Raw genomic sequence first — 24,030 nt, forward strand, 5'->3', positions numbered from 1 at the left:
CCCCGGGCCCGACCCCGGGGGCGGGGGGGGGGGCGCGGGGGGCGCGCCCCCCGGGGGGGGGGGGGGCCCCGGGGGCGCGGCCTCCCGGCCCGGGCTGCGGCTCAGTCGAAGTGGACGTCGCAGACGGAGACGAAGTACTCGCCCCAGCCGCCGGTGCCGCCGTGGCCGCCCCAGATGTTGACCAGGGCGTGACGGCCGGACTTGCGCGGGACGGCGTGGACGACGCGGGTCTCGAACTCCACGAACGGGTCTTCGGTCGGGACGCCGTCGCCGCCGTAGAGGTCGACGAGGAATGGCACCGGGTCCAGGGCGTCCCAGCTGACGCCGTCCTCGGGCTGCCAGCCGTCGCGGGTGACGAACCACTGGTGGGACCAGGTCCAGCCGGTGTGCGGGGCGGTGTAGCCGTAGGTGAGGGTCAGCTCCCCGCCGGAGGTGTCGAGGTGGTCCACCGGCCAGTCGGCGCCGCCGACCTGGCTGGGCCGCAGTGCCAGGCCACGGAAGGAGTCGCGGCCGGCCGAGGGGATGACGGGTGCGTCGGGGGCGAAGTACTTGCGGTATTCGAGGTACCGGTCCTCGCTGTTCCAGGCCCTGTTATCGTCCGTCACGTTCGGGACCACGCCGCGCCATTCGCCGGGGTTGTCGACCTGGTCGTAGGCGGCCTTGCAGACCGGGTCGTCCTCCCTGACGACCAGCGCGCGGTAGGTGCGCGACCGGGGACGGTAGGCGGTGCCGTGCCGCGGGTCCGCCTCCTCGGTGCGGGCCGGGGAGCCGCTCTCGGAGTACGGGTTGCGGTAGGCGGTCGCGGCATCGAGGTCGACCTCGGCGCCGGCGGTCCACTCGCTCCACCCGCCGTCCAGCTTCGCCCGGACGCGGACCGTGTGGCGGCCGGCGGCCTGCGTACCGAGGCTCATCCAGTGGGTGCGGGCCAGGTTCCAGTACGAGCCCCAGCTCGGAAGCTTGTTGAAGCCGATGACGACGGTCTGCTCGATCCGGCCGTCGTCGACCTGGACCTCGTACTGGCGCGGGTACCGTCCGCCCTTGCTGCCGTCCTCCCAGTCACCCGGCTGCCCGGACCCGTCGTTCTCGCCGACGGTCCACTCCAGCGAGATGCCGACGATCCTTTCGTTGCCGTCCTGCCGGTACGTCGGCGCCGCCTTCAACTCGGCAGGCGGGAAGATCGTGCTCATCGGTGCTCCTGTCCTCGGGCCCGCTCACCGTGGGTGGTGGTGGCGGGACGGCGATCTGTTCGCCCCCGAACAGATCCCCTTCCTGTCGGCCGGGGGAAACCTCCTGCTGCCGTCTCCGACCCTGGTGGGCCCCGCATTCACTCCCGCGCTCAATGCGAGGACCCGGAAGCGGCGGGGGCTGCGCGGGGCGGCACCGCGGGTGAAGGAGGGCCGGGAGTTGCCGAGGGCGGCCGCGGTGCGCTTTCGGTTCGCCGGTGGCGGCCGCGGTGCTTCGTGGCCGGCGCGTCTCCTACACGTCGAGGCCGGCTTCGACGAGGTGCAGGTGGTGGCGGGCCATGGCGAGGTTGGCCCGGGCGCGGTCGAGGACGAGGGAGAGGAACAGGCGGCCGCCGTTGCTCCGGCGGAGCGGTCGGATGAGGTGGTACTGGGCGGTGAGGGTGGTGAGGATGTCCTCGATCGTCTCGGTGTCGAGGCCGGTGGCGGCAAGGGCTTGCTGGGTGGCGCGGACGATGTCGGTGTGGCCTGCGGCGGCGAGGGCCGGGTCGAGGGTGGAGAGCGTCGTGCGGGTGCCCAGGGCCATGCCGCTCTCGAGGTCGACGAGCGCCACGCCGAGCGCGCCGTCGATGGCCATCACGTCCTTGAGTGCCTGGTCGACTTCGTTCACGGTTCGCTGCTCCCTGCTGTTGGTCGGTGCACGTGGATGCCGGCCCGCTGCCGTGGTGGCGGTCGACCGATCGTGTTCGTGAGGCTACGGATCGCGGCGATGTGACGTGTCCTGCCGATCGGTACAGGCCGTGATTGAACGGTTCCGGCCCGGCGTCGACTTGCAATGATCGCGAGTTGAAGAATTCTTCACATTCAGAGATGCTTTATCTGTGAATCAGGCGGTCCGGTTCGGCCGGTCGTCGGGAGGTGCCGGTGCGGGAGTGGCGCCCGCCACGGCATCGCGCTCACGCACTCGGTGGACGAAGAGGAAGAGGACTGAGTGATGGCGGTCCCGCTCTACCAGGCAAAGGCGGAGTTCTTCCGCACACTGGGTCACCCGGTCCGGATCCGGGTCCTGGAGCTGCTCCAGGACGGGCCGTGCCCGGTGCGCGAGCTGCTGGCCGCCATCGATGTCGAGCCCTCCAACCTCTCCCAGCAACTCGGCGTGCTGCGCCGGGCCCAGCTGGTGACGGCGACTCGGGAGGGCAACACCGTCGTGTACGCGCTGAGCACGCCGGACGTGGTGGACCTGCTGCGCGCCGCCCGCCGGATCCTCACCGAGATGATCACCGACCAGGAGGCGCTGCTCGCCGAGCTGCGCGAGCCCGACCACCAGGCGCACCGGGCATGAGCGGGACTTCCGCGGACCTCACGGCCAGCTCCGTCCTTGCGGTTCTCGTCCGGCGAACGGGTGCGCGGCTGCGGGCGGTGCTGCCGACCCGGGACGTCCTGGCGACGATGGCCCGCTCGCCGCGCAAGGACATGCTGGCCGGGCTGACGGTGGCGATCGTCGCGCTGCCGCTGGCCCTCGGCTTCGGCGTGGCCTCCGGAGCGGGGGCCCAGGCCGGACTGGCGACCGCGGTGGTGGCGGGCGCGCTGGCGGCGTTCTTCGGCGGCTCCAACCTCCAGGTGAGCGGTCCGACCGGTGCGATGACCGTCGTCCTGGTCCCGATCGTCCACCGGTACGGCAGCGCGGGCGTTCTGACGGTCGGACTGCTCGCGGGCGTCCTGCTGGTCGCCGCCGCGCTCGGCGGGGCCGGCCGGTTCATGGCCTACGTACCGGCGCCGGTGGTGGAAGGTTTCACCCTCGGCATCGCCGGAGTGATCGGCCTCCAGCAGGTGCCCGCCGCTCTCGGAGTGCGGCCCTCCGGGGCGGAGAACGTCGTGATCGGCGCCTGGGACGCCGTCGCCGCCTTCGCCACCGGACCACACCTGGCGAGTGCCGCCCTCGCGGCCGGCGTGGCGGCGGTGATGCTGATCGGCGCCCGGCTGCGCCCGGGCATCCCGTTCTCGCTCCTGGCGGTGGTCGCCGCCACCGTCGTCGCCGGTCTGGCCGGCCTGGACGTGGCCACGATCGGGCACCTGCCCGCGGGGTTGCCCGCGCCCTCGCTCGCCTTCCTGCACATCGGCGAGATCCCGCAGCTGGCGAGTGCCGCGCTGGCGGTGGCGGCCCTGGCGGCGCTCGAGTCGCTGATGTCGGCCACGGCCGCAGATGCGATGAGCGTCTCGGAGCGGCACGACAGCGACCGCGAACTGTTCGGCCAGGGCGTCGCGAACCTCCTCGCCCCGCTGTTCGGAGGCGTCGCCGCGACCGGCGCCATCGCCCGCACCGCCGTCAACGTCCGCTCGGGAGCCGCCTCCCGGCTCGCCGCACTCGTCCATGCCGCCGCGCTGGCCCTGGTCGTGTTCGCCGCGGCCCCGCTCGTGTCCGGCATTCCGCTCGCCGCTCTCGCCGGTGTACTGATCGCCACCGCGGTGCGCATGGTCGAGGTCGCCTCGCTGCGGGCCCTGGCCCGCAGCGGCCGCGGCGAGGCCGCGGTCCTGGTCCTGACCGCCGGAGCGACGCTCGCCTTCGACCTGGTCACCGCCGTCGTCGTCGGCCTCCTGGTCGCCGGCGCCCTGGCCCTGCGCCAGGTCGCCCGCTCCGCCGCGCTGACCAGGGTGCCCCTGCACGAGGGACTCCCCCCGGCCGACCACCACGCCGAGGAGCAGGCGCTGCTCGCCGAGCACATCGTCGCCTACCGCATCGACGGGCCCGTCTTCTTCGCCGGCGCCCACCGCTTCCTGCTGGAACTCGCCGAGACCACCGACGTCAAAGCCGTCATCCTGCGCCTGTCCCGGATCAGCGCGATCGACGCCACCGGCGCCCTGGTCCTCGGCGACGCCATCACCGAACTGGAACGACGGGGCATCCTCGTCCTGGTCTCCGGCGTGCAGGAGGACCACCTCAAGACGCTGGACGCCCTCGGCGTCCTCGACACCCTCCACACCGAGCACCGCGTGTTCGCCGCCACCCCCGACGCGATCGCCCGTGCCCGGCAGCACCTGCACCGTGCGGGCCGGCCGAACGCGGCAGCAGGGGACGTGGCGTGACTCGGATATTGTGACGGTATGACCGACAATCTCCCTGCCTGCCCGAAGTGTTCCAGCGAGTACACCTACGAGATGGACACCCTCATGATCTGCCCCGAGTGCGGCCATGAATGGGCGCCCGCCGAAGAAGCGGCCGACACCGGCGCGACGGGTGAACGAGTGATCAAGGACGCGGTCGGCAATGTCCTCAGCGACGGCGACACCGTGACCGTCGTCAAGGCACTCAAGGTCAAGGGCAGCGCCTCGGGAATCAAGGCCGGCACCAAGGTCCGCAACATCCGCCTCGTCGACGGCGTCGACGGCCACGACATCGACTGCAAGATCGACGGATTCGGACCCATGCAGCTCAAGTCGAGCGTGGTCAAGAAGGCCTGACCCCGGCCGGCCTTCTCCAGGACGCGATCCGGCGGCCCCCCGGGGCCTGCCGGCCGCACCGGTCCGCGTCGGAAGCCTGTGCCCGGCCGCGTGCAGGTGAACGGGCTCATGGTCCTTGCAGCCGATTCAGCTCATCCGCCGGTATGCGCCGGGGGCCAGCCCGTGCGCGCGCTTGAATGCGTTGGCGAAGGCGAACTCGGAGGTGTATCCGACCTGGGCGGCGATGGATCTCAAGGGCGCTTCCGTCGCCCGCAGTAGGCGGGCTGCCGTGGTCATCCGCCACCAGGTCAGGTAGCCGAGGGGCGGTTGACCGATCATCAAGGTGAAGCGCCTCGCGAACGTTGCCCGGGAGAGGCCCGCTTCTGCGGCGAGTTCCGCCACGGTCCAGGGGGCTGCCGGGTCGCGGTGGACGGCGTGGAGGGCGGCGGTGACCGCCGGGTCGTTGAGTGCCGCGGCCCAGCCGGTGACGCTGCCGTGGGTGGGCTGTTCGGCAAACCAGATGCGCAGGATGTACATCAGGAGCGTGTCCAGGATCGCGGGGACGGTGGCGGCGGTGCCCAGGCGCGGATTGCCCACCTCGGAAGCCAGGAGCTGCACCGCCGCGTGCAGCTCGGGGTGGCGACCCGGCTCTGCGGGAAGGTGGATGAGGTCGGGCAAGGTCAGCAGCAGGGGGTGGGTTCGGGACGGGTCGAGCTGGTAGGCGCCGCAGAGCACCACGGTGGCCGGACCGCCCTGGCCGAGCAGGTCGACGCTGTCCGAGGTGTAGGGCCCGGGCAGCTCGGGGTCGCCAGGGGTGCAGGCGGGGGTGCAGGCAGGGGATGCGACCGCGGTTGAGGGACTGTCGGCCAGGGTGTGCCCGGTGCCGTGCGGCAGGAACAGCACATCGCCCGCACCCAGTTCGACCGGCGCCGCGTGCGGCGACAGGAGCCAGGAGCGGCCCTCCAGGATCACCTGGAAGCCTGCCGAGCCCGGTACGGTCGCGAACTGCTGCCTCCACGGGGCGTGCCACCGCACGTACGCCGACCGCGGCCTGCCGGTCCGTGCCACCGTGATCACATCGCTGAGCACATCCATGGGGCGAGCGTATGCGCGAGACGAACGCGCATGAACAGGGCACCCTGGCGCATGGATCGTCTCCGCGGGCGGCCGTAGGTTTCACGGCATGAAGATGAAGGCCTCGCGAATCCACGCGTTCGGCGACGCGTCCGTGATCAGCTACGAGGATGCTCCGCGGCCCCGACCCGGCTCCGGGGAAGTGCTCGTCCGCGTCGCGGCGACTTCGTTCAATCCCACCGAGGCCGCGTTGCGCGCCGGGCTGCTGCAGGCGTTCCTGCCCGTGGATCTCCCCTACACGCTGGGCTGGGATGTCGCCGGCACAGTTGCCGAGGTCGGCCCGGGGACCGAGGGGTTCGCCGTCGGCGATCGAGTCGTCGGGCGGCTGGAGGATGCCGGCGCGGCCGCCGAATACGTTCGGGCACCGGGTGCGCTGCTGGTGGCAGCGCCGACGTCCGTTCCTCTCGCGCACGCCGCGGCCCTCCCCGTGGCCGGCCTGACAGCCTGGCAGGCGGTGTTCGAGCACGGGAAGGTGACGGCCGGCCAGCGAGTGCTGGTCAACGGTGCGGGCGGCGGGGTCGGCGGCTTCGTCACACAGCTCGCCAAGTACGCCGGAGCCGAGGTGATCGCCACGGCCGGCGCACGCAGCGACCAGGCAGTGCGGCGACAAGGGGCGGACCACGTGATCGACTACGCCGCCGGGCCGGTCGCCGCCGCGCTCGACGGCCCGGTGGACACCCTGCTCAACCTCGTTCCGCTGGACCCGCACGATGCCGCCGCTCTGGCATCGGCGGTGCGGCCGGGCGGGCAGATCGTCTCGATCGCAACCCCCGTCGAACCGCTCGCCGACGCCGGGGTGAGGGCGATGCACATGGTCGCCCGCAACGATGTGGCGCATCTGGCGGCGCTCGTGGACCTCATCGACGCGGGTGAGATCACTCTCGACATCAGCGCCTCATACCCCTTGGCCGACCTCGCGGACGTCCACCGCCTCAGTGAAGCCGGCCGCATCCGCGGCAAGGTCGTCATCATCCCCTGAGGCCGACGGCCGAACCCACAACCGACCTCGGCGGGCCGGCGATCTCCATTGCGATCATATTGGTCAGATCATTTTCGACAATGGAAGAATCTGCCCGAATTGGCCGACTGTGCGATTGACTTGACTGCTGGGCCGATATTGCGATTTCCTGAATTTGGAAAGCGGTCCTGGGTGGCGCGTAAATCATTGGCGTCTCCGGTCCCTGTGGTGCGCTGATGCGCCGTACGGACTCGCGTCAGGTCGTTTCGAGGACATCGCGCCTGGGAGGGTGTACTGGTGGCGGGTGAGGGGCCTGTGGGACGTTCTCGGCTGCCGGCAGTCGTGTCGGACGGCGGGGTGGGTGGGCTTGTCAGGGCGTTGACCCTCATTTCGGGGGAGACCCGGTCCTGCACCGTGGCTGTCGCGGGTGATCCGGGTGGAGTCGTCCACCTGGCGTGTGGGGCCGTCACGGCCGTGTCCTCGCCGGGTTCGCCGGATGCCGCCTCGATGCTGCTGACTTCCGGCCGGGTGGGCAAGAACGACTGGGCGTCGTGTCGGCGCGATGCGGCCGCCGAGGGCGGGCTCGGCCCGGTTCTGCTCTCCCGCTCTCTGGTGGGCCCGAACGAACTCCAGGTGGTGTGCATGATGTCCGCCGCGGATGCGGCCTTCGCCATGGCTGTGGGCCGGATCGACGGCAGTACCCAGACCGTGGACGGCGAGCCGCCCGAGCTGTCCGCCCCGCAGGGGATCGACCGCGACTGGCTGCTGGGGGAGACCGGGCGGCGCCTGGCCGCCCTTGCGTCGCTGCGGAATCCGCTGTCGCCGATCACCGACCGGGTGCGCTCCACACCCGCCGCCCGGGACACGGAGCTGTCGGACGCCAGGGCTGATCTCCTGCGCCACGCCGACGGCCGGCACACGGCCCGCGACATCGCCGTCCTGCTCGGGCGCGGCCTGTTCGCCGTGACCACGGAGCTCTCCCGGATGGCCGGCGAGGGGCTGATCGAGGTCCTCGCACCGAGCCCGGGCGACAGCGCGCCGGCGGACTGGCCCCCGCCCGACAGGGCGCTGGGCCGGCTTCCGCTGCGCCGGCGCGGTGCCAGCAGGATCAACGACGTCCTTCCGCTGCGGCCTGTCTCCGCCCGCCGCACCGGGCCGGCCGACTGGGCACAGTGACGCCGTCACGGTCCTGCTCTTCTCTGGCCGCCGGCCGACGTCGTCGTGGGCGGTTCGTTGATCGACAGGAGAATTGTGAGCAAGAAGAGCAGCGAACTGATCGCCCGGATGGGGGAGTTGCGCGACCGGGTCGCCGGTGTCACCGGCGTGGTGGTCTCGGCGGTGGACGGCCTGCTCGTCGCCGCAGACACCGGCGACGGAGTCGACGGGGAGTGCCTGGCCGCCCTCTCGGCCGCGGCCCTCGGTCTGGCCGCCCGGGCGGGAGCCGCGACCGGGAGGGACCAACTGCGCTGGAGCGCCGCACGCTACAGCGACGGCGGCTACATCGTGGTGCACCCGGTCGGCGACATGGGCGTGCTGACACTGCTGGGCCGCGCGGACGTGGACCTGGCGCAGTTGGACCACGAGTGCGAGCAGGCCGTACAGCGGATCGACCACCTGCTGACCGCCGACGGCACGCCGACCACACACGCCTGACCAACACCGGCGGCCCGGACGGCACCCGTCCGGGCCCGACACGAGGAGCACAATGAGCACGCAGGGAACCAGCATGTCCGACCGCGTGTCGGCACTCGTCAAGATCCTCCGGGCGGACGTACCCGAGTGCCTGGCGGCGGGTGTCATCGACATGGCCACCGGCATGCTGCTGGCCGTGGAGACCGTGGACTCGCACCCGTCGGAGGTGCTCGACCTGCTCGCGGCCGCCACCCTCGACCTGTTCCAGGGCCGGAACGTCGCGATGATCGAGGGTGTCTTCAAGGAACGCCGCGGTGTGGTGTCGGACCGGCACTACTTCCAGGAGATCCTCGTCAACAGCGACAACCTGACCCACCTGTTCCTGCGGATGGAGGGCGAGGAAGACGTCGTCGCCGTCGTGGTCTGCCGCAAGAGCGTCAATGTCGGCATGCTGTTCGCCCAGAGCAGGCGCGCCCTGAAGCAGCACGGCGGTATCTAGCCGCGCGGCCACCTGCGGAAGGGATGCAGCCACCCGCCGGATTCCCGGCATCTTCGGGACGTGGCGACGACCTCCGTTCCGCACCGTGTGATGTCGAGTCGCACAGCGGCCACGGAGGTCGTCGGTGTCGAGTGCGGTCCCTGAAGCCGTCCGTCGACAGGCTCTGGCGGAACTGTCTTCCTTCACCCTCCGGGCTGCGCTTCAGTACGTCCATGAGGTCGACGACGTCGGTGGCCTCGGCGGGCGGGCCCTCGGCGACGGCGATCTCGTGGCCGGCGAGCTTGTCCACGAAGGGGGTCGGGCCGCCCAGAGGAATTCCCCATGTACGCGGCAATAATTGAGCGGGGCGCCGAATCTTGATTCCAGGATCGGGCGTCAGAGTGCGCCGGCCTATGGCTGATGCGTCCCCTGTGTCAGGGGATTCAGAAATACTCCCCAAATGAGCTGACGCTCCGCCATGAGATGGTCACGAAAGCTGGTTTGCGCTGCACTTGGGCGGTGCGCTCCGGACAAATTGTTCTCGCGGCGCGGGTCCTGCCGCGGCCGTTGGCCGGGAACTCGGGGGAGGGGCGCGATGGCGCCTCGAGGCCGGCCATTGTGTTCGAATTTCGACACGACGAAAGATTCGATTACATGCACATGTGCAGCAAGCTTGCCGGCGGCGCCGCCGTCTCCGTGGTGGCGATCGCCCTCGGGGCCACCCCCGCCTCGGCGTCGGTCAGCTTCGACGCGGCGACCGGTGCCGGCTTCGTCGGCAAGGGCGACGTCCAGACGGCCCTCGGCTACAACAACGCGGCCCTGCAGAAGGCCGTCGACAGCAAGAGCCTCGCCTTCACGGCCAAGCAGCCGACGATCCAGTCGCTGTCGCAGGCCGCCACCCAGGCCGGGACGCAGGCGGGCACCCAGCCCGGCACCCAGTCCGCGACGCAGGCCGCCACCCAGGCGGCGACCCAGGTCGTCTCGCAGGACCTGACCTGTACCTTCACCAACGGCAGCGGCACCAAGAAGTTCCACCGCGACGGGGTGCGCGACGGCGAGCGCAACGGCTCCCGGACGGGCTCCCGGACCGGTACCCGTGACGGCAGCCGCGACGCCTACCGCAACGGCACCCGGACCGGCAGCCGCGCCGGGACCGTCACCGGCACGCTCGGCTACGACATCGACGTCGACGCCCGCAAGGCCAACCAGTACACCGGGTTCATCCTCAAGGGCTGGAAGGGCGAGCCGACGTACGAGACCGGCACCGCCGACTGGAGCGCCCCGGCCTTCGGCGACTGGTCCTTCGGCGACTACGCCTTCGGGACCTGGTCGTTCGGTGACTACGCCTTCGGCGACTACGCGTTCGGGGACTACACGTTCGCCCCTGTGACCAGCGTCGCCTGGGGCGCGTGGGACGCCGCTCCGGGCGAGAACCCGGACGACTGCCTCCGCAGCTCCAACGCCGACAAGATCACGGCCCTCAGCAACGTCATCACGCCCGGCGCGGTCACCGACGGCCCCGTCACCGACGGCGCCGTGGTCGACGGCGGCATCACCCCCGGCACCACCACCGACGGGGCGATCACCGAGGGCGCGATCACCTACGGCACCGTCGAGGCCGGCGCCAGGACCCCCAACGGCCCCGCCACGCTGTACGTCAACGGCAAGGCCCTCTGACCCGACCCGTACCACCACGGCGGCCCCCGCCCGCAGCCACTGCGGGCGGGGGCCGTCACGGTGACCGCAAACGGGCTGCACTCTCGGCCCGTCCTGCACCGGGAGTGCGCGCAGGTCGCCCTGCCGTCAGCACGGTCGTTGCCTGCGCGGCATTGCGGCCCGGGCGGGGCGGTCGGGTACCGGTGTGTCGCCGAGAGCGTCGGCGAGCTCGGCGTCGTCGATCTCCTGCCAGCTGCTGAAGTCGGCCGTGGTGTAGGCGCCGAGAGGCGCGGGGGCGCCGTCCGGGGCGGTGCTGCGGCGCCAGCCGAAGGCGGCCTCCCCGGTGTCATCGGGGTGTGCGAAGCCGTCCGGCGCCCGCCCGACGTACACGACGACGAACACGTCGCCGTCCGCGCCGTACCGGTAGATGCCACCGGCGTGGAAGAACGACTCACCCATCCACCGACCTCCTCTGCCGTCAGCACGTCCACGCGAGACGGCCGGCCGGTATCGCGTGTCGGCCACGAGGTGGCCGACCGGAGGGTGTCGCATCCGCAAGGGCCGTCATTCACCCTGCTGCCGGCTGCGTGCCGCCCCGACGCTCCCCTGGCGCGGCGCGCAGCGGTGCCGCGGGCCGTCCGTCGCTCAGGGACGGACGGTCCCGCGACGGGGGCCGTCAGGCAGGTGTTCGCCCTGACGGCTGGACAACGGGGCTACTTGCGGAAGGTGACGAAGACCTTGCTGAAGGTGCCGGGGATGTTTGCCGCGACGCCATTGGTGGTGTCGGTGAGGCTGGCGTTGGTGTAGGTGACGTCAGCCAGGACCAGGGTCTGGCCGCCCGGGCAGGTGAAGTTGCCCGGACCCGGCGGGTGCAGGGTCAGGGACTGGGAGATGGTGCCGTTCCGGCCGGAGCTGAACGTGTCCTCCGCGGTGACCGGCCCGCTGACGGTCTCCTTGTTCGTGGCCTGCGGGTGGTTCCCGCCGCCGTTGACGCAGCCGTAGTCGGCTGTCGCGTCGGCACTGGCCACATAGTGGATCAGCTGGTTGTTGCCGAGACCGGCCTCCTTGAAGCTCACGGTCAGATCGCCGCTGCTCGTGATGGAGGCCGAGGACTTGATGAAGTGCGGACTGTCCGCGAGCGCCGGCCCGATCCCCAGCACGATCGCACCGGAGAACGCCACGGATGCCGCAAGGATTCGGGGTATACGCATGAGAAACCACCGTCCGTGCGAGTTGGGATCGAAGGGCCGAACCACCACACCCGGCGGTGGCCCCCGGGCCGGTCCGCCCCCCGCCCGCCACGCCGCCATCGCCCCGACGGCGGAGGCGGTGCTGGACCGGCCGCACACCCAGGCACTCATCACGGACTCCGCTACTGACTGTCCACGCTACGCCCGATCGCACCGGATTCAAGCCCCATGAAGCGCTCCAGATAGTGACTGTCCGTAATACATGCCGGTGCTGGGGCTTCCCGCGTTGGATGCCGCTTCGCCGGAATCGCCGTCAGGTCACCCTGGAGCACGCTGCGTCGAGTGAGGCCCGCCTGAAACGTTCAGCCCCGCGACGGATGCGGCCCCTCGGCGGGGCCGGCCGCTGGCCCGGATCCTGTGCGACAGCCTGGACGAGGGCGGCGCTGTGTCCGGCGTGCGGCAGGTCTCGGGCCCGGTCGTAGCGGCCGAGCAGCAGGGTACGAGAACTGGACATGGGCCGGTGACGGCGCCGGTGACGGCCTCGGTGGAGACGCGCACCTTGTACTTGCGCCAGGACCGGCGCTCTGGCAGGTGGGGCTCGGCCGGGTTCTTGAAGCACGGGCCTTGTGCACGGTCGGTCATTGACCGGACTGCGGCACGGCGAGGGCCCGCGACCGGGTGTTCAGATCGTGGGCCCTGTCGGCTTGTCGGATCAGCAGCCGCCGGCGGCGGAGCAGGATCCGCCCGTGGCGGGGGCGCCGAGGGTGAGGAGCGGGGGTGCCGCTGGGGCCGAGCAGCAGCCGCCGCCGTTCTGGGTGGTGTCGGGCTGGTCGTAGAGGCCGGCGCCGCCGCAGACGCCGGTTTCGGGGAGGGTGAGTTCGACGCGGGCGGCGGCTTCGAGGTCGCCGGCGAGGTGGGCGGCGACGGAGCGGACCTGCTCGTAGCCGGTCATGGCGAGGAAGGTGGGGGCACGGCCGTAGGACTTCATGCCGACCAGGAACACGTCCTTCTCCGGGTGGGCGAGCTCGTTCGCGCCGTGCGGGTAGACGGTGCCGCAGGAGTGCTGGTTGGGGTCGATGAGCGGGGCGAGCTCGGTCGGGGCCTGGAGGCGGTCGTCGAGGCCGAGGCGGAGTTCGGTGAGGAAGGAGAGGTCGGGGCGCAGGCCGGTGAGGACGACGACCTGGTCGACGGGCTCGCTGCGGCGGCCGTCCTCGGAGACCAGCACGACCTGGCCGCCGTCGACCTGCTCGACCGAGGCGGTGCGGAATCCGGTGAGGGCGGTGGCGTGGCCGTCGTCGACGGCCTTCTTGGCGGCGAGGCCGAGGGCGCCGCGGGCGGGGAGCTGGTCGGCCTCGCCGCCGCCGTAGGTGGAGCCGGTGATGCCGCGGCGCAGGATCCAGACGGCGTGGGTGCCTGGCTCGGTCTCGGCGAGCTGCGCGAGGTGGGCGAGTGCGGTGAAGGCGGAGGCGCCGGTGCCGACCACGGCGGTGCGCTTGCCGACGTGCTGCTGCCGGGCTGCGGGGTCCTTGAGGTCGGGGATGCGGTAGGAGATGCGGCCGCTCGCGGCGCGTTCGCCGAGCGCGGGCAGGCCGTTGGCGCCGAGCGGGTTGGGGGTGGACCAGGTGCCGGAGGCGTCGACGACGGCGCGGACCAGGAGGCGCGCCTCGGTGCCGTCGGTGTGCTCGACGTGGACGGTGAACGGCTGCTCGTCGCGGTCGGCGTCGACGATGCGGTCGCGTCCGGCGCGGGCGACGCCGGTGACCCGGGTGTTGTAGCGGACCTTGTCGCCGAGGGCGTCGGCGAGCGGTTGGAGGTACTGCTCGGCCCAGTCGCCGCCGGACGGGTACGCGGTGCCCTCGGGGCGGGTCCAGCCGGTGGGGGTGAGGAGCTTCTCGGCGGCGGGGTCGACGACCTCGGCCCAGGGGGAGAACAGCCGCACGTGGGACCAGGAGCGCACCGCGGTGGCGGCGGTGGGTCCGGCCTCGATCACCAGCGGCTCGAGCCCGCGCCCGATCAGGTGGGCGGCGGCGGCCAGGCCGATCGGGCCAGCGCCGATGACGAGGACGGGAAGGTCGGTGCGGGAGCTCATGGCGGTGGTGTCTCCTTCGCGGTGGGCGGTACGGGCGACCCGCCTGATTCGACAGTTGTCGATGTCGTTGCGGTTCCGACCTTGCCACCCTGGTTCGACGGATGTCAACATAGACAGATGTCGAATCTGGAGTTGACGGTCCTGGAGCCGGAGACGGCCGCGTGCTGCCCGCCGCTGACGTCCGCCGAGCTGTCCGAGGCGGACGCGGTGCGGATGGCGGCGATGTTCAAGGCCCTCGCGGACCCGGTGCGGCTGCGGCTGTTCTCCAAGGTCGCCGCGCACGAGGGCGGCGAGGCATGCGTGTGCGACATCCAGGACGTCGGAGTCTCCCAGCCCACCGTCTCCCACCACCTGAAGAAGCTCCGCGAAGCCGGGCTGCTCAGCTCCGAGCGGCGCGGCACCTGGGTCTACTACCGGGTGGAGCCGTCCGTAGTGGCCGGCATGGCCGCCCTGCTCGACCTCGGCCGCTGACCCGCACCCCGACACCGCCGACCCGAAGGAGCCCCGGTGCCCGTGGCCGTTCCCCTGCTCGGCCCGATGCTGCCCGAGCATGCCGCCCAGGTCCTCGCGATCTACCGGGCCGGGATCGAGGAGGGCAACGCGACCTTCGAGACCGAGGCGCCGGCCTGGGCGGCCTTCGACGCCGCCCGCCTGCCCGACCACCGGCACGTCGCCCTCGGCCCCGACGGCGCGGTGCTCGGCTGGGCCGCGGTGAGCGCGGTCTCGTCCCGTCCCGCCTACGCCGGCGTGGTCGAGCACTCCGTCTACGTCCACCCCGACGCCCGCGGCCGCGGCGTCGCCCGCCTGCTGCTGGACGCCCTGATCGCCTCCACCGAGGCGGCCGGGATCTGGACGATCCAGTCCGCGGTCTTCCCCGAGAACACCGCCAGCCTCGCCCTGCACGACCGCGCCGGCTTCCGTGTCATCGGCACCCGCGAGCGCATCGCCCGCCACCGCGGCGTCTGGCGCGACACCGTCCTGATCGAGCGCCGCAGCCCCGCCGCCGGTCTCGACTGAGCCGCGGTCCCGGCATGCAGGAGGCCCCGCCCGAATCCGGGCGGGGCCTCCTCGCTGTTGGTGGGCCGCCTACTGCTGCGCGGTGCCGCCGCGCCGGTGGGTGAAGATCAGCGCGACCAGGGCCAGGCCGACCGCGCCGCCGACCACCTGCACGCCGATGAACCCGGGGACCGAGGCGGGGGCGATGCCGGCGAAGGTGTCGGTGAACGCGCGGCCGATGGTGACGGCCGGGTTGGCGAAGGAGGTGGAGGAGGTGAACCAGTAGGCGGCGCCGATGTAGGAGGCGACGGCGACGGGCGCGAACCTGAGCAGGCCGCTCCTGCCGAGGCCGAAGACCAGCAGCACCAGGCCGGCGGTGGCGACGACCTCGCCGAGCAGCAGGTGCCCGGCCGAGCGGTCGTGCGTCGACCACTGCACCAGCGCCTTGCCGAACATCGCGTCCGCGAGGATCGAGCCCGCGACGGCGCCGGCGATCTGCGCCGGGACGTACGCGGCGACCTCGCGGGGCCCGAGGCCCTGGGGGTTCTTGCGGCCGGACCACCACTCGGCCAGCGTCACGACCGGGTTGAAGTGCGCGCCGGAGACCGGACCGAGCAGCAGGATCAGCACCCCGAGGCCGAAGACGGTGGCGAGCGAGTTGGCCAGCAGTTGCAGGCCGACGTCCTGCGTCAGCTCGGTGGCCTGGATCCCGGAGCCGACCACGACCGCGACCAGCGCCGCAGTGCCGACGAGCTCGGCCGCGACCCGGTTCAGCAGCGGCACTGCGGGCGGCTCGACCGCCGGCGGCACTTCGACCTGGTCGCCGTCGTTCACGGGCTCGGTCTCGGATCTCGCCGCGTCTGTGGCGCTCAAGCACACTCCTCGTACAGGGCGGGGCAGGCCGCCGGTGGGGGCTGGGGTATTGGGTCAGCAGGCGCGCTTGCGGCCCGCCGCCTCGCGGGCGGTGGCGGCCAGCCCCGCGAGTTCTCCGGCCAGGACCTCCAGGGCCTCCGGCTTGAGGGAGTAGTAGGTGAAGCGCCCGCACGGCTCGGTGTCCACGAGCCCGGCGTCCTTCAGGGTCTTGAGGTGGTTCGACAGGTTGGTCTGCCGGGCCCCGGTCTCCGCGACCAGGTGGGTCGTGCACAGCGCCTCGCGGGCGAGGAGCCGGACGATCTGCATCCGCAGCGGGTCGGCCAAGACCTTCAACACATCACTGTCGACTGACATCACCATGGGGTGATACGTTACCGGCCGCCGAGGCTCCCTGGCGAGCCCCTCCCGCCGAGCACGACGAAGGAACCCCCGATGACCACCGTGCCGCTCGCCTCCGTGCTGTTCGTCTGCATCCACAACGCCGGCCGCTCCCAGATGGCCGCGGGCTTCCTCACCCACCTCGCCGGCGACCGCGTCGAGGTTCGCTCCGCCGGCTCCGTGCCCGGCGACCAGGTCAACCCGTCCGCCGTCGCCGCGATGGCCGAGCTCGGCATCGACATCTCCGACCGGAAGCCGAAGATCCTCACCACCGAGGCCGTCCAGGCCTCCGACTACGTCATCACCATGGGCTGCGGCGACGCGTGCCCGTACTTTCCGGGCAAGAAGTACCTGGACTGGAAGCTGGAGGACCCGGCCGGTCAGGGCGTCGAGGCCGTCCGCCTGATCCGCGACGAGATCAAGACCCTGATCGAGGGACTCGTCGGCGAGATCGAGGCCAAGGCCGCCGCCGCGCAGGAGAGCTGAAGCCCGCAGAACCATCCACGTGGGCGGGGTCGTGGTGGCCCTGCTCGCGGTGGGTGTGCGATATCAGCTGATCGAGCAGGTGGTGTACCACTGCGGCTTGGTGGAGGTGGCCGTGGCCGTGCCGGTGCCGCCCCGACTGCCGACGATCGACGGGTGGCGTGGTAGCGCTCCGTCGAGATGGCATGTACCGTGCGTGTCGGTGAGTGCGCAAGCGAGCGGGCCGCCTCTGCCTGCTCCGTGGGGGGAGCGCAGGGGCGGCCCGGGTGCCTTACCTGGGCCCGGTCGTGTATTCCGTGGGGGGAATGCCGGCCGGGTCCTCTTCCTGCCTGTGTTCTACCCGCTGGTGCCTCTGGCCATACACCGGGCGACGTCCGAGTGCGTTGTTGCCCCGAGGCTGTCCGGATGCGGCGTCAGATCGCCGGTGACCGGTGCACGCGCGGATCGGGGCAATGCCCTGGCGGTCGATCAGAAGTGCGGGTCGAGCAGGGAGCCGAAGGTGTACGTGCCCGCCGGCTGGAGGAAGCTCGGGTCGATGAGGTACGCCGTCTCCGAACCGGGCTTGGACAGGCTGGACGTCTGCTCGTAGTGGCCGTTGTGGGGGACGATGCAGTCCCTCCACGTGTAGGTGCCCGTGGCCAGGTAGAGGTCGCGGGTGGGCGTGCGGGTGCCCCCGAAGATCTGCGTCCACGTGTAGGTGCCGCTGGCCAGGTACATGCTCCTGGTGGTGCACGCGCTGACGTTTGCCCCGCTCGGTTCGCCGTCCAGAAACACGCTCCGCGTGTTGTGCGCCGTGTCGGCCGCGCTCGCCGGGCTCCCCGCGAGCGTCACGAGCGCCGTCGCCGCAGCCGCCGCGGCCGCGAGCTTGCTGATCTTTCCAGCCATGCGATGTCTCCCCTGGTGAATTGTCACCCATCGGTACTCACACCATGAGTAGCCGCCGGTGCCCCGCTCAGGCCGGGGCGACCGGCTTCCCCGACTCACGCTGTGGCGCTGTCCCAGCGGAGAATGTAGACGCGAGGAGCGTGCGGTGGTGTTCATGGCGTGCGGAGTTCCTGTGCTCTGCGTGCCGTGGGGCGGCCGGGGTGAGCGCACGGTGTTCGGTAGGGGTGATTCCGTAGGCTTCGCGGAACGCCCGGCTGAACCCGGTAGCGCTGGAGAAGCCCCAGCGGGCCGCGATCGTCTGAACGGGCTGACCGCTCGGTTCCCGGGATGCGAGGTCGGTGCGGGCGCGCTCCAGCCGGCTTCGGCGGATGTGTGCCGCGACGGTCAGGGGCTGGTCGGCGAAGAGGGCGTAAAGACTCCGCCGGGACAGGTTGTGCCGGTCGGCGATCATCTGCGGAGTCAGGCCCGGGTCGCCGAGGTTGGTCTCGATGAAGCGGTGGATCCGCTGCAGCGTCTCCTGCGCACGGGCCTCGGCAGGCGCCTCACCAGGGTCACCGAGCTGCCCCGCGAGAAACGCGGTGGCCAGGTCGAGGGCGACGGACCCCACTGCGCGCAGCTCCTCCGGGCGACAGTGGGGGCCGCGTGCCAGCAGCGACTTCAGGAAGTCCGCGAGGATCGCCCCTGACCCCACGTCTGCCGCCAGGCTCCGTGCGAGGAGGCGGTCCACCCGGTCCGACCTCAGTGCCAGGGCCTGGCGGGGAATCTGCAGGACGACCGACTCGACCTGTCCGCCCGTGCATGCGCCCTCACTCGGCCGTGAGGTGTCGGTGAGCACGAGTCCCCCCGCGACCACCGACTCGTTGCCCCGCTGGGAGATCCTGACAGCGCCTTGCGTGAGGAGCGCCAGCTGCAGGTGCTCGGGATCGCCACGACGGACATGGGTCAAGGTGCGCCGCGAGTGCACCGGTGAGCAGGTCAGGGCAGTCAACCGCACCACGCCGAGATCCAGGTCCGTGATGCCCGCCCGGAAGCCGGCCGCGTGGCGGGTACTGATCATGACGGGCATCACAGCGCTGGACACGGTCTCGCAGAACCAGTCGAACCGGTCTCCACCCTCCCCGGCGGCATCCGGCGCGGTCAGCACCCCCATGCGGTCCCCCCACTCCTCGACGTGGCAGCAATCCAGCCTCTCACCGGTTTGCCGCACATCCGTGCGGATCTCCATCGTCCCGTGATCAATCGTCAGGAGCGCTCTTTCGGAGGCATGTTGTCTCGTCCACGCGGCGGACCACGGTCAGACCCGGGCCCCCGAGCGGGAGGGGCGGTCTGTCGCAGGGGAGGTCTGGGCGGTGGGGACCGGCGATCGATCGGGAGAGCAGGCGTACGCGGGTCAGGCGCGGGGCCAGGGGCGGCCCTGGATCTTCTCGATGTCCCGGTTGAAGCGCTCCAGTATCTCGGCGAACGCGGCCAGGTCGTCGGCCGTCCAGTCGGTGACGACCCTGGACAGGCCCGAGATCGACCAGTCGCGGTCCTGGTGCAGGCGGCGCAGCCCCTCGGCGGTGATCTGCAGCTTGCGGGCCATTCCGCCGTCCGGGTCGGGGATCCGGTCGACCAGGCCGGAGCGGAGCATCGCGGCGGTCTGCCGGTTGACGGTGGAGGTGTCCAGTCCGAAGGCCTCGGCGAGTTGGCCGATGGTGAGCGGGCCCTCGGTCTCGATCCGGCTGAGCAGGGTGTAGGCGCTGCGTTCCAGGCTGTCGGGGCCGCTGGAGGTGCGGGCGGTGGCGAGCACCTGGTGGCGGTTGAGCAGCATCATTTCCCGCTCGATCAGGGCGAGTTCCTTGTCGCGGCGCATGCTCCTCCGTTCTCCGCCGTCCCGTGCGTCACTTGTTCGGCAGCATATCTCGTCGGGGCTTGATATGTATGGTACACATTATATGCATCATGCATATGGAGCTAGAGAGATGAGAAGAACCCCATGAGTCAGGCACGCACCGGCCCCGTCGTCGGAGTGCTCGCCGGCGCGGGCATCGTGGTCTCGCTGATGCAGACCCTGGTCGTCCCGCTGATCCCCGACCTGCCCAACCTGCTGCACACCTCGGCGGCCAACGCGTCCTGGGCGATCACCGCCACCCTGCTGGCCGGCGCCGTCGCCACCCCGGTGCTCGGCCGGCTCGGCGACATGTACGGCAAGCGCCGGATCCTGCTGGTCAGCCTCACCCTGCTGGTCGTCGGCTCGCTGATCTGCGGCTTCAGCGACGCGCTCGCCCCGATGGTGGTCGGCCGGGCCCTGCAGGGCGTCGGCGCGGGCGTCATCCCGCTCGGCATCAGCATCATGCGCGACGAACTGCCCCCGCAGAAGCTCGGCTCCTCGATGGCGCTGATGAGCTCCTCGCTCGGCATCGGCGGCGCGTTCGGCCTGCCGCTGTCCGCCGTCATCGCCCAGCACGCCAGCTGGCACGCGCTCTTCTGGATCTCCGCCGGGCTCGGTGCGCTGGTCGCCGCCGCCGTCGTGGCGCTCGTCCCCGAGTCCCCGGTCCGCTCCGGCGGGCGCTTCGACATCGTCGGCGCCATCGGCCTCACCGCCGGACTGGTCGCCCTGCTGCTCGCCATCTCCAAGGGCAGCGACTGGGGTTGGGGTTCGAGCGGCACCCTCGGGATGCTCGCCGCCGCCGTGATCGTGCTCCCGGTCTGGGGCTGGTGGGAGCTGCGCACCGAGCAGCCGCTGGTCGACCTGCGCACCAGCGCCCGCCGCCAGGTGCTGATGACCAACCTGGCCTCCGTGGTGGTCGGCTTCGCGATGTACGCGATGAGCCTGGTCTCCCCGCAGCTGCTGCAGATGCCCACCGCCACCGGCTACGGCCTCGGCCAGTCGATGGTCGCCGCCGGCCTGTGGATGGCCCCCGCCGGCCTGGTGATGATGCTGGTCTCCCCGTTCTCCGCCAAGCTCTCCAAGGCCAAGGGCCCCAAGGTCTCGCTGCTGGTCGGCGCGGTGATCATCGCGGCCGGCTACCTCGCCGCGCTCGGCCTGATGGGCCACGCCTGGGGTGTCCTGGTCTTCTCCTGCCTGATCAGCGGCGGCATCGCGTTCGCCTACGCGGCCATGCCCGCGCTGATCATGGGCGCCGTTCCGGTCGCCGAGACCGCCGCCGCCAACGGCCTGAACACCCTGATGCGCTCCATCGGCACCTCCAGCTCCTCCGCCGTCATCGGCGTGGTGCTGGCCCACATGACCGTCGACTTCCACGGCCACGCGCTGCCGTCCGAGAGCGGCTTCCGTACCGCGTTCATGATCGGCGCGGGCGCGGCCGTGGCCGCCGCCCTGGTCACCCTCGCCATCCCCGGCATCCGCCGTGCGAAGGCCGCCGCCGGGCAGGCGGAACCGCAGGACGGCGCCCCGCTGACCGTCGTCGAGGGCGCGGGAGCCAAGTAGCCCGCCGCCGCTCCTGACGGGCCGTCCGTACCCCGCGCGGACGGCCCGTTCGTTGGCATCTGCGGCCCCGCCGGCGGCGGGGCGGGGCGGTCACGGCTTCCGGCGCGGCCCTGACCGAGCGAACCCGCTCCGCAGCGGGAACAGCCCGTTCTTGACGGCTCCCTGACTCCCGGGGCGCAGTTCCGAACGGAGTCCTGACGCCGGCCGGACCTCTGCCGCCTCTGACGCCCGAGCCGGCGCCCCGATAGGCTGGCACCAGGTGTGCCGGGAAGTCTGGTCGGCTCGGGGGACGACCGCGGCGATCGGGCGGCGGCGCCCCCGCTCGTCGTGATGGGGTTCTTCCGCCGATGCGCGTAGTCGGGATCGTTCTCGTCCTGGTGGTGCTGGCCACCGCGGTGGCCACCTTCGCCCGCCGGCTGCGGGTGCCCGCACCGTCCCTGCTGGTCCTGGCCGGCATCCTGGTGGCGCTGGTACCCGGCGTTCCGGCGCTGCACGTCCCGCCCCAGGCCATCGCCCTGGTGGTCCTGCCCCCGCTGCTGTACGCCTCTGCCGAGGAGCTGTCGCTGCGCGATCTGCGCACGGTGTGGCGACCGGTGACCATCCTCTCCTTCGGCCTGGTCTTCGCGTCCGCCGCCGCCGTGGGCTACGCCGCCGTCGCCCTGACCGGGCTGTCGCCCGAGATGGCGTTCGTCCTGGGCGCGGTGCTCGCGAGTACGGACCCGGTCGCCGTCACCGCGCTCGGTCGGCGGCTGGCGCTGCCGGGGCGGGTGCAGGTCCTGGTCCAGGCGGAGAGCCTGTTCAACGACGCCACCTCGCTGGTGCTGTTCAAGGTGGCGGTCGGCATCGCGGTGGCCGTCGGCGCGGCGGTGAGCGTACCGGTGGCGGCGGGGGAGTTCCTGCTGCTCGGCGGCGGTGGAAGCCTGGTCGGCGCGGCCGTCGCGGGCCTGGTGTGGCTGGTCCGGCGCCGCACCACCGACCCGGTGCTGGAGACGGTGATCGCCCTGGTCACCCCGTACGCGGCGTACGTGCTGGCGGAGTCCGCCCACACCTCCGGCGTCACGGCGGTGGTGGTCGCCGGCGTGCTGCTCGGCCGGTCCGGCCACCGGCTGACCGACGCCCACATCCGGCTGCAGGTGGGCGCGGTGTACGCGGTGGTGGTGTTCCTCCTGGAGAGCGTCGTGTTCAGCATCGTCGGCCTGGAGCTGCCGACCCTGGTCCGCGACCTGCCGGCCGGCACCGGCTGGTGGCCGCTCCAGGCGCTCGCCCTGGCGGCCGTGCTGATCGCCGTGCGGGTGCTCTCCACGCTGCCGCTGACCCGCGCGATCGGACCGGGACAGGGCCGCGGCGGCTTGTCGTGGCGGGTCGCCGGAGTGGTGACCTGGGCAGGCACCCGCGGGGTGATGCCCCTCGCCGCCGCGCTGTCGATCCCGCTGGTCGCGGACGACGGGGCCGAGCTCGCCGGGCGGCCGCTGGTCCTGGTGCTGACCACCGCGGTGGTGGTGTTCACCCTGGTCGTCCAGGGCTTCACCCTGGCCGCCGTGGTCAACCGCTCCGGCCTGGCGCTCGAACCCGAGCACACCGCGCGCGAGGAGGACGAAGCCCGCGACGCCCTCAACCACGCCGCCCTCGACCACGTCGAGCAGCTGGCGGCCATCGAGGCCGCCCCCGAAACCGCCCTCGACCGGGTCCGGCGCGCCCTGCTCGCCCGCCTCGACCGCAGCCCGGAAGGCCCGGACGGCAGCACCGCGGACGCCGCCTACCGCCAGCTGCGCCACGAGGTGATCGCCGTCCAGAGCGCCGAACTGCACCGCCTGTACGACGGCCACCGGATCAGCGACACCACCCGCCGCCGTCTGCAGCACGACCTGGACCGGGAGGACGCCGCCCTCGGCTCCCCGTGACCCACCCGGGGTGGGCGGTCACAGGGTGTTCCGACGAGTGTTCCGGCGGGTGGTCGGGCGGGGTGGTCAGGCGGCCTTGACCGGTCGGGTGAGGCTGTCCAGCGCGGCGCCCGCGTGGTCGGCGAGGGTGACGGCGACGAGCCGTGCCTGCCGGGAGGGCACGGTGCCCGGCGTGGGTTCGAGCATGAAGCGGCCGACGTACTTCCCGTTGCCGAACATCCGCAGCTCCACGCCGCGCTCCGGCAGCCCGAGCACGTCGGCGTCCCAGGTGCGGCCCTCCGTCCGGACGGTGCCGTCGTGCTGCAGGCTCGGCGGGTGGCCGAGCAGCGAGCCGTACTCGAAACGGCAGCCGCGCAGCTGGAGCAGGTCGACCAGCTCGTCGCGGACGTGGTCCACCACGGTCAGCGCCGAGTTGGCGGAACGGGCCAGCACGGCGGTGTCGTGGATCCTGGCCAGGTAGCCGGCGTCGGTGATCGCGACCACGCGGAAGCGGCGGGCCCGCGCCGCCAGCTGGGAGACCGCCAGACCCACCGCAAGCAGCAGTACGGCGGTGGTGATGTCGGACGACTTGTCGATGGCGAACTGCTGGTACGGCCGCGTGAAGAAGAAGTCGAACCAGACGGCGGCGCTCACCGCCGCGACGGCGCCGGCCAGCCGGTGGCCGAACGCGGCCGCCGCGACCACCACCACGACGAGCAGCAGGGCGATGTCGGTGTTGGCCGGACTGTCCCGGAAGGGCAGCAGGACGGCGCTCAGGGCCAACGGCGCGCCGGCGGCCAGGAGCAGGGAGAACGGACCCGACGGGACGAGGTGGACGAGGTATCTGCGCATGACGCACCTCCTGCAGTCCGGTGTAGCAGCCCGGGTGTGGTCGCGGGTTCCGGCAGGGCAACCGTTGACGCGATCCTTGCGCCCGGCACGAACGGCAGCGACTCGACACGCTCCGGCGGGGCGTCCGGGCCGGGCCGAGGTCTCGGGTGAACGACGCAGCCGTCAAGGCCGCGTCAATAAAACGGACCCGCCCGTATGGACGGTGTCAGGGGCCGCCGAAGTGGCCGGATCCGCTGATGTGCTGCTCTCGCCGGCCTGCCGCCGGTGCCGCGAGGGAGGTAGGGCCTCGCGGCCACGTACCTGACCAGTTGGTGGAGCGACAGTCATGCTCGATCTTGTGTTCGTCGGTGTCACGGTCGCCGTGTTCGCCGTCATCGCCCTGATCGCCAAGGGGGTGGAGAAGCTGTGAGCGCCGAGAACATCGCAGGTCTCGTCGTCGCCGTCGCGCTCGTCGGCTATCTCGTCGTCGCGCTGATCTTCCCGGAGAAGTTCTGATC

General features: G+C 71.8%; 26 protein-coding genes. 14 read left to right on the forward strand and 12 right to left on the reverse strand.

The annotated features are described in order from the left end of the window. Positions 1–101 precede the first annotated feature (101 nt). Both ACGFX4_RS18775 and ACGFX4_RS18780 read right to left on the reverse strand, forming a co-directional pair. Positions 102–1,187: a lytic polysaccharide monooxygenase gene (locus tag ACGFX4_RS18775; RefSeq protein WP_393075324.1), complete on the reverse strand. Its 1,086-nt coding sequence runs from the start codon at positions 1,185–1,187 to the stop codon at positions 102–104. Positions 1,188–1,476: 289 nt separating this feature from the next. After that, positions 1,477–1,818: a hypothetical protein gene (locus ACGFX4_RS18780; protein ID WP_393075684.1), complete on the reverse strand. Its 342-nt coding sequence runs from the start codon at positions 1,816–1,818 to the stop codon at positions 1,477–1,479. 357 nt (positions 1,819–2,175) lie between these two features. Here ACGFX4_RS18780 and ACGFX4_RS18785 point away from each other — a divergent pair, with 357 nt between their 5' ends. From ACGFX4_RS18785 to ACGFX4_RS18795, 3 genes are read left to right on the forward strand one after another with little or no spacing between them, the layout of a single operon-like run. Continuing rightward, a complete protein-coding gene (locus tag ACGFX4_RS18785) occupies positions 2,176–2,523 on the forward strand; it encodes an ArsR/SmtB family transcription factor (RefSeq protein ID WP_393075327.1) in 348 nt (115 codons plus the stop codon). Then, a complete protein-coding gene (locus ACGFX4_RS18790) occupies positions 2,520–4,265 on the forward strand; it encodes a SulP family inorganic anion transporter (protein WP_393075330.1) in 1,746 nt (581 codons plus the stop codon). The genes ACGFX4_RS18785 and ACGFX4_RS18790 overlap by 4 nt, the downstream gene beginning before the upstream one ends. A gap of 18 nt (positions 4,266–4,283) precedes the next feature. Next, entirely contained in the window at positions 4,284–4,640 is a 357-nt protein-coding gene (locus ACGFX4_RS18795) for a zinc ribbon domain-containing protein YjdM (protein WP_393075333.1), read from the forward strand. Between the two features lie 126 nt (positions 4,641–4,766). Here ACGFX4_RS18795 and ACGFX4_RS18800 read toward each other — a convergent pair whose 3' ends face one another. Beyond that, positions 4,767–5,714, reverse strand: a complete 948-nt coding sequence (locus tag ACGFX4_RS18800; protein ID WP_393075336.1) for an AraC family transcriptional regulator — start codon at positions 5,712–5,714, stop codon at positions 4,767–4,769. An 88-nt stretch (positions 5,715–5,802) separates the two neighbouring features. Here ACGFX4_RS18800 and ACGFX4_RS18805 point away from each other — a divergent pair, with 88 nt between their 5' ends. From ACGFX4_RS18805 to ACGFX4_RS18825, 5 genes are all read left to right on the forward strand, one after another. Continuing rightward, on the forward strand, positions 5,803–6,732 hold the full coding sequence (locus ACGFX4_RS18805) for an NADP-dependent oxidoreductase (RefSeq protein ID WP_393075339.1): 930 nt from the start codon (positions 5,803–5,805) through the stop codon (positions 6,730–6,732). Positions 6,733–7,218: 486 nt separating this feature from the next. Then, on the forward strand, positions 7,219–7,887 hold the full coding sequence (locus tag ACGFX4_RS18810; protein WP_393075341.1) for a hypothetical protein: 669 nt from the start codon (positions 7,219–7,221) through the stop codon (positions 7,885–7,887). Positions 7,888–7,962: 75 nt separating this feature from the next. Then, positions 7,963–8,364, forward strand: coding sequence for a roadblock/LC7 domain-containing protein (locus ACGFX4_RS18815; RefSeq protein WP_393075344.1), 402 nt, complete (start codon positions 7,963–7,965; stop codon positions 8,362–8,364). A gap of 52 nt (positions 8,365–8,416) precedes the next feature. After that, positions 8,417–8,842, forward strand: a complete 426-nt coding sequence (locus ACGFX4_RS18820) for a hypothetical protein (RefSeq protein WP_393075347.1) — start codon at positions 8,417–8,419, stop codon at positions 8,840–8,842. A gap of 639 nt (positions 8,843–9,481) precedes the next feature. Then, the gene (locus ACGFX4_RS18825; protein WP_393075350.1) at positions 9,482–10,498 is read left to right on the forward strand and encodes a hypothetical protein; all 1,017 of its coding nucleotides are present in this window, start codon (positions 9,482–9,484) and stop codon (positions 10,496–10,498) included. 126 nt (positions 10,499–10,624) lie between these two features. Here the strand turns inward: ACGFX4_RS18825 and ACGFX4_RS18830 are convergent, their stop codons facing one another. The 3 genes from ACGFX4_RS18830 to ACGFX4_RS18840 form a co-directional block, all read right to left on the reverse strand. After that, a complete protein-coding gene (locus ACGFX4_RS18830) occupies positions 10,625–10,936 on the reverse strand; it encodes a hypothetical protein (protein ID WP_393075353.1) in 312 nt (103 codons plus the stop codon). 254 nt (positions 10,937–11,190) lie between these two features. After that, positions 11,191–11,688 (reverse strand): hypothetical protein, encoded by a 498-nt coding sequence (locus tag ACGFX4_RS18835; RefSeq protein WP_393075355.1) that lies wholly within the window; start codon positions 11,686–11,688, stop codon positions 11,191–11,193. Positions 11,689–12,379: 691 nt separating this feature from the next. Continuing rightward, the gene (locus tag ACGFX4_RS18840; protein WP_393075357.1) at positions 12,380–13,756 is read right to left on the reverse strand and encodes an NAD(P)-binding domain-containing protein; all 1,377 of its coding nucleotides are present in this window, start codon (positions 13,754–13,756) and stop codon (positions 12,380–12,382) included. Between the two features lie 117 nt (positions 13,757–13,873). Between ACGFX4_RS18840 and ACGFX4_RS18845 the strand changes: the two genes are divergently transcribed. Continuing rightward, positions 13,874–14,227 carry a metalloregulator ArsR/SmtB family transcription factor gene (locus ACGFX4_RS18845; protein WP_393075360.1) on the forward strand — a complete coding sequence of 118 codons (354 nt, stop codon included), beginning with the start codon at positions 13,874–13,876 and terminating at the stop codon, positions 14,225–14,227. Positions 14,228–14,293: 66 nt separating this feature from the next. After that, the gene (locus ACGFX4_RS18850) at positions 14,294–14,773 is read left to right on the forward strand and encodes a GNAT family N-acetyltransferase (protein WP_393075686.1); all 480 of its coding nucleotides are present in this window, start codon (positions 14,294–14,296) and stop codon (positions 14,771–14,773) included. 69 nt (positions 14,774–14,842) lie between these two features. Here the strand turns inward: ACGFX4_RS18850 and ACGFX4_RS18855 are convergent, their stop codons facing one another. Next, the gene (locus tag ACGFX4_RS18855) at positions 14,843–15,586 is read right to left on the reverse strand and encodes an aquaporin (protein ID WP_393075688.1); all 744 of its coding nucleotides are present in this window, start codon (positions 15,584–15,586) and stop codon (positions 14,843–14,845) included. Positions 15,587–15,679: 93 nt separating this feature from the next. Continuing rightward, the gene (locus ACGFX4_RS18860; RefSeq protein WP_393075363.1) at positions 15,680–15,985 is read right to left on the reverse strand and encodes an ArsR/SmtB family transcription factor; all 306 of its coding nucleotides are present in this window, start codon (positions 15,983–15,985) and stop codon (positions 15,680–15,682) included. Between the two features lie 72 nt (positions 15,986–16,057). Here ACGFX4_RS18860 and ACGFX4_RS18865 point away from each other — a divergent pair, with 72 nt between their 5' ends. After that, on the forward strand, positions 16,058–16,489 hold the full coding sequence (locus tag ACGFX4_RS18865) for an arsenate reductase ArsC (RefSeq protein ID WP_393075366.1): 432 nt from the start codon (positions 16,058–16,060) through the stop codon (positions 16,487–16,489). Between the two features lie 465 nt (positions 16,490–16,954). Here ACGFX4_RS18865 and ACGFX4_RS18870 read toward each other — a convergent pair whose 3' ends face one another. The 3 genes from ACGFX4_RS18870 to ACGFX4_RS18880 form a co-directional block, all read right to left on the reverse strand. Beyond that, positions 16,955–17,371 carry a hypothetical protein gene (locus tag ACGFX4_RS18870; protein WP_393075369.1) on the reverse strand — a complete coding sequence of 139 codons (417 nt, stop codon included), beginning with the start codon at positions 17,369–17,371 and terminating at the stop codon, positions 16,955–16,957. Positions 17,372–17,438: 67 nt separating this feature from the next. Next, positions 17,439–18,596 (reverse strand): helix-turn-helix domain-containing protein, encoded by a 1,158-nt coding sequence (locus ACGFX4_RS18875; RefSeq protein WP_393075372.1) that lies wholly within the window; start codon positions 18,594–18,596, stop codon positions 17,439–17,441. A 165-nt stretch (positions 18,597–18,761) separates the two neighbouring features. Next, positions 18,762–19,223 carry a MarR family winged helix-turn-helix transcriptional regulator gene (locus ACGFX4_RS18880; RefSeq protein WP_393075375.1) on the reverse strand — a complete coding sequence of 154 codons (462 nt, stop codon included), beginning with the start codon at positions 19,221–19,223 and terminating at the stop codon, positions 18,762–18,764. Positions 19,224–19,346: 123 nt separating this feature from the next. On the opposite strand from ACGFX4_RS18880, the gene ACGFX4_RS18885 reads away from it, so the two are divergent. Both ACGFX4_RS18885 and ACGFX4_RS18890 read left to right on the forward strand, forming a co-directional pair. Continuing rightward, positions 19,347–20,801 (forward strand): MFS transporter, encoded by a 1,455-nt coding sequence (locus ACGFX4_RS18885; RefSeq protein ID WP_393075378.1) that lies wholly within the window; start codon positions 19,347–19,349, stop codon positions 20,799–20,801. A 347-nt stretch (positions 20,802–21,148) separates the two neighbouring features. Beyond that, a complete protein-coding gene (locus ACGFX4_RS18890; protein ID WP_393075381.1) occupies positions 21,149–22,702 on the forward strand; it encodes a Na+/H+ antiporter in 1,554 nt (517 codons plus the stop codon). Between the two features lie 66 nt (positions 22,703–22,768). On the opposite strand, the gene ACGFX4_RS18895 is transcribed toward ACGFX4_RS18890, so the two are convergent. Next, the gene (locus ACGFX4_RS18895) at positions 22,769–23,533 is read right to left on the reverse strand and encodes a DUF4118 domain-containing protein (RefSeq protein WP_393075384.1); all 765 of its coding nucleotides are present in this window, start codon (positions 23,531–23,533) and stop codon (positions 22,769–22,771) included. Between the two features lie 405 nt (positions 23,534–23,938). Here ACGFX4_RS18895 and kdpF point away from each other — a divergent pair, with 405 nt between their 5' ends. Further along, on the forward strand, positions 23,939–24,028 hold the full coding sequence (kdpF, locus tag ACGFX4_RS18900; RefSeq protein WP_045693083.1) for a K(+)-transporting ATPase subunit F: 90 nt from the start codon (positions 23,939–23,941) through the stop codon (positions 24,026–24,028). Positions 24,029–24,030: the final 2 nt, after the last annotated feature.

This window comes from Kitasatospora sp. NPDC048365 (assembly GCF_043200835.1).
GTDB lineage: Bacteria > Actinomycetota > Actinomycetes > Streptomycetales > Streptomycetaceae > Kitasatospora > Kitasatospora terrestris.